General features: G+C 65.4%; 4 protein-coding genes. 3 read left to right on the forward strand and 1 reads right to left on the reverse strand.

Features of this window, described 5'->3' with window-relative positions:
• From EN738_RS31790 to EN738_RS31800, 3 genes are all read left to right on the forward strand, one after another.
• The coding region (locus EN738_RS31790; RefSeq protein ID WP_127287044.1) for an AEC family transporter at positions 1-903 on the forward strand (903 nt) is incomplete at its 5' end.
• 173 nt (positions 904-1,076) lie between these two features.
• Entirely contained in the window at positions 1,077-2,534 is a 1,458-nt protein-coding gene (locus EN738_RS31795) for an NAD-dependent succinate-semialdehyde dehydrogenase (protein ID WP_127287045.1), read from the forward strand.
• Between the two features lie 98 nt (positions 2,535-2,632).
• The gene (locus EN738_RS31800) at positions 2,633-3,661 is read left to right on the forward strand and encodes an aldose epimerase family protein (RefSeq protein WP_127287046.1); all 1,029 of its coding nucleotides are present in this window, start codon (positions 2,633-2,635) and stop codon (positions 3,659-3,661) included.
• Between the two features lie 168 nt (positions 3,662-3,829).
• On the opposite strand, the gene EN738_RS31805 is transcribed toward EN738_RS31800, so the two are convergent.
• On the reverse strand, positions 3,830-4,053 hold a 224-nt coding region (locus EN738_RS31805; RefSeq protein ID WP_245494831.1), incomplete at its 5' end, for a PfkB family carbohydrate kinase.

A 4,053-nucleotide genomic window follows, 5' to 3' on the forward strand; every position in this document is an offset into this window, starting at 1 on the left:
CTCGGCTACCTTGCCGGCTTCACCGGCTATCTGAAGCCGGCGAGCGGCGAGGGCATCTCCGAATTCGCCATCAACGTGGCGATGCCGCTGCTTCTGTTCCAAACGATGGTGAAGTCCGACTTCCACGGCGTGGCGCCGTGGTCGCTGTGGGGCGCCTATTTTACGGCAGTGGCCATCACCTGGGCGGTGGGGCATCTCGTCACCACGCGGGTCTTCGGCAGGGATTCGCGCACGGGCATCGTCGGCGGCGTGTCGTCTGGCTATTCCAACATCGTCCTGCTCGGCGCGCCCTTCATCCTCGGCATATTCGGACCGAGCGGCTTCGAGGTCCTGTCGCTGCTGGTCTCCGTCCACCTGCCGGTCACGATGATGGCCTCGATCGTCCTGTTCGAGATGTTCGGCCGCGGCGCCGGCGAGCCCGCGCATCCGCTGCGCGTCGTCACCAGCTTCCTCAGGCGGCTGTTCCTCAATCCGCTGATCATCGGCATACTCGCCGGACTTGCCTTCCGCCTGAGCGGCGCGCCGCTGCCGGAGCTCGTCTCGCGTGTGGTCGATGCTCTGGCGAATACCGCCGGGCCGGTGGCGCTGTTCGCCATGGGGCTCAGCCTGCGCCGCTTCGGCATCTCCGGCAACATCCGGCCGGCGCTGGCGCTGTCGGCGCTGAAACTGTTCCTGATGCCGGGGCTGGTGCTTGGCCTGGTCTGGCTGCTTGGCCTGCCGCCGCTGACGGCCAAGGTAGCGGTGGTGGCGGCGGCGCTACCCTCGGGCATCAATTCCTACCTGATCGCCGTCCAGTTCAACACCGGCCAGGCGCTGGCGTCGAACCAGATAACCATCGCGACGGCGAGCGCGGTGGTGACCACGTCCTTCTGGCTGACGGTGGTTCTCCACGTCTTCGGATAGGGGAGCGGCCGCGCGGCCAACTCTCGCCTTTGCTGGTCCAACCCCTATATGCCATCTTGCGATTGCTTGCCGGCCTTTCCCTAGGTAAGAGCAATGCGCCAGCGTGCGGCCACAGCACGCCCAACGAATATCCAGAAAAACGGCCGATCAGCGCGCCGAACGGAGGCCAGACCATGCTTCAGAAAACCAGCCATTTCATGCGCCAGGCCAATCTCATCAATGGCGAATGGGTGCAGGCCGACAGCGGCCAGACGGTCGACGTCAACAACCCCGCCACGGGCTTGAAGATCGGCACCGTGCCGAAGGCCGGCAAGGCCGAGACGCGCCGCGCCATCGAGGCCGCCGAGGAAGCCTTCAAGTCCTGGCGCAAGACCACCGCGCTCGAGCGCTCGAAGCTCTTGCGCAAGCTGCACGACGCCATGATGGACAATCAGGACGTGCTCGCCGAGCTGTTGACCATCGAGCAGGGCAAGTCGCTGTTTGAATCGAAGGGCGAGATCGGCTCGGCCGCCGCCTACATCCTTTGGTTCGCCGAGGAGGGCCGCCGCACGTATGGCGACATCGTGCCGTCGCCCTGGGGCGACCGCCGCATCCTGGTGACCAAGGAGGCCGTCGGCGTCATCGCCGCCATCACGCCCTGGAATTTCCCGTCCTCGATGCTCGCCCGCAAGCTCGGGCCGGCGCTGGCCGCCGGCTGCACCGCCGTGGTCAAGCCAGCCTCGCAGACGCCGTATTCCGGCCTCGCCTGGGGCGCGCTCGCCGAGGAAGTCGGCTTCCCCAAGGGCGTCATCAACATCCTGACCGGTTCGGCGGCCGAGATCGGCGACGAGATCTGCGCCAATCCGCTGGTCAAGAAGATCACCTTCACCGGCTCGACCGAGATCGGTAAACTTCTCATCCAGAAGTCGTCGGTGACGGTCAAGAAAGTGTCGATGGAGCTCGGCGGCAATGCGCCGTTCATCGTCTTCGACGACGCCGACATCGACCGCGCCGTGGCCGGCGCCATCACCGCCAAATATCGCAATTCCGGCCAGACCTGCGTCTGCACCAACCGCTTCCTGGTGCAGGCCGGCGTCTACGACAAGTTCGTCGAGAAGCTGGTCGTCGCCAGCAACAATCTGAAGGTCGGGTCCGGCCTCGAAGAGGGCGTGCAGCAGGGACCGCTGATCGACGACAAGGCGGTCGAGAAGGTCGAGGAGCTGATCGCCGACGCGACGTCGAAGGGCGGCAAGGTTGTGGCCGGCGGCAAGCGGCACGCGCTTGGCGGCTCGTTCTTCCAGCCGACGGTGATCGCCGATGCGACGCCGAAGATGCGCTTCATGAAGGAGGAGATCTTCGGCCCGGTCGCTCCGGTGTTCAAGTTCGACACCGAGGAAGAGGCGATCGCGCTCGCCAACGACACCGAATTCGGCCTCGCCTGCTATTTCTACACCGGCGATCTCGGCCGCGCCTTCCGGGTCATGGAAGGGCTGAAATACGGCATGGTCGGCGTCAATGAGGGCCTGATCACCACGCCGGAAGCGCCCTTCGGCGGCGTCAAGGAATCCGGCCTCGGCAAGGAAGGCGGACATCAGGGCATCGAGGACTATCTCGACACCAAATATGTCTGCATCGGCGGCCTCGGCCTCTGACAACCAAGCGGAAGGGCAGGCGCAAAGCCTGCCTTTCTTGTATTGCAAACCCGGCCGGGACCGGCCGGGTCTATAGATCAACGAACTGACTTTCGGGCATGACGATGAAGGACGGCGAGGTCTTCGGCACGACACAGGCGGGCGAACCCGTGCGCCGTTTCACCATTCGTGGCGGCGGCCTCTCCGCCAACATCATCGGGCTTGGCGCGATCATCCAGGACCTGCGGCTCGCCGGCCACGACGCGCCGCTGGTGCTGGGCTACGACCGTTTTGAGCCGTATGAGACGGACCGCGCCTTCTTCGGCGCCGTCGTCGGCCGCTTTGCCAACCGCATTGGCGACGGCCGTTTCACCATCGCGGGCAAGCGCTATCAGACGGAACGAAACTTCCTCGACAAGCACACTCTGCATGGCGGCTCGGAAGGCTATTTCCACCGGCCGTGGACGGTCTCGCTGCATGGCCGGGATTTCGTCACGCTGACCTTGCATGACCCGGACGGCACGATGGGCTTTCCCGGCGCGCTCGACGTGACCTGCACCTACCGGCTCAAGATCCCCGGCACGCTCAGCGTCGAACTGACCGCCACGACCTCCGAGGAGCCGACGCTGTGCAATCTCGCGCAGCACTCCTATTTCAACCTCGACGACGGCGGCGCCGGCGATATCCTCGACCATCGGCTGATGCTGAACGCCGGCGCCTACACGCCGGTCGACGGCGAGATGATCCCGACAGGCGTGGTCAAGCCGGTCGACGGCACACCTTTCGACTTCCGCCAGGCGCGTCCGTTGCGCATGGAGAGCGAGGGCGAGCAGCTTCCCTACGATCTCAATTTCTGCCTGGCCTCGGCTCGCGGGCCGTTGCGGCAGGCTGCCTGGGCGCAAGGCGCTTCATCGGGCGTCGAAATGGAGGTCTGGACCACCGAGCCCGGCCTGCAGCTCTATACCGGCCAGTACCTGCAGCCGTCATCGGCAGGCTTGGACGGGCGCCAGTACAAGGCCTTTTCGGGTCTCTGCCTGGAGGCGCAGGTCTGGCCGGACGCGCCGAACCGGCCCTATTTCCCGCAGGCCACGTTGTGGCCGGGGCAGATCTATCATCAGGCCACCGAGTACCGGTTCCGACTGCCTTGAAGGTGCATTGATATTCAGGTGAAGCCGGCCTTGCGAACGCTGGTTTCTGCGCTTCCGGTGCTCACGTACTGAAGTACGCTCCGCTCCGGTTCTCGAAAACCACCGTTTTGGTCGCTTCGCGCAGTCTTCGACTCCGACTCGGCCTACCTGAATCTCAATACACCTTAGCTAGTTGCCGAACGCCGCTCTCAGCGTTTCAAATGGCGCCAGCGCGCCGCGCACCTGCACGACCGCGGCGGCGACGCGGTGCGCACGCTCGGCTGCCTCAGCCGGGCCATGGCCGGCCAGCCGAGCTGCGAGATAGCCGCCGTTGAAGGAATCGCCGGCGCCGGTGGTATCGACCGGGGTGGCGACATGCACGGCCGGTATCGGCTTGCGGGCGCCGTCGACGG

The organism is Mesorhizobium sp. M4B.F.Ca.ET.017.02.2.1, from assembly GCF_003998955.1.
Lineage (GTDB): Bacteria > Pseudomonadota > Alphaproteobacteria > Rhizobiales > Rhizobiaceae > Mesorhizobium > Mesorhizobium abyssinicae.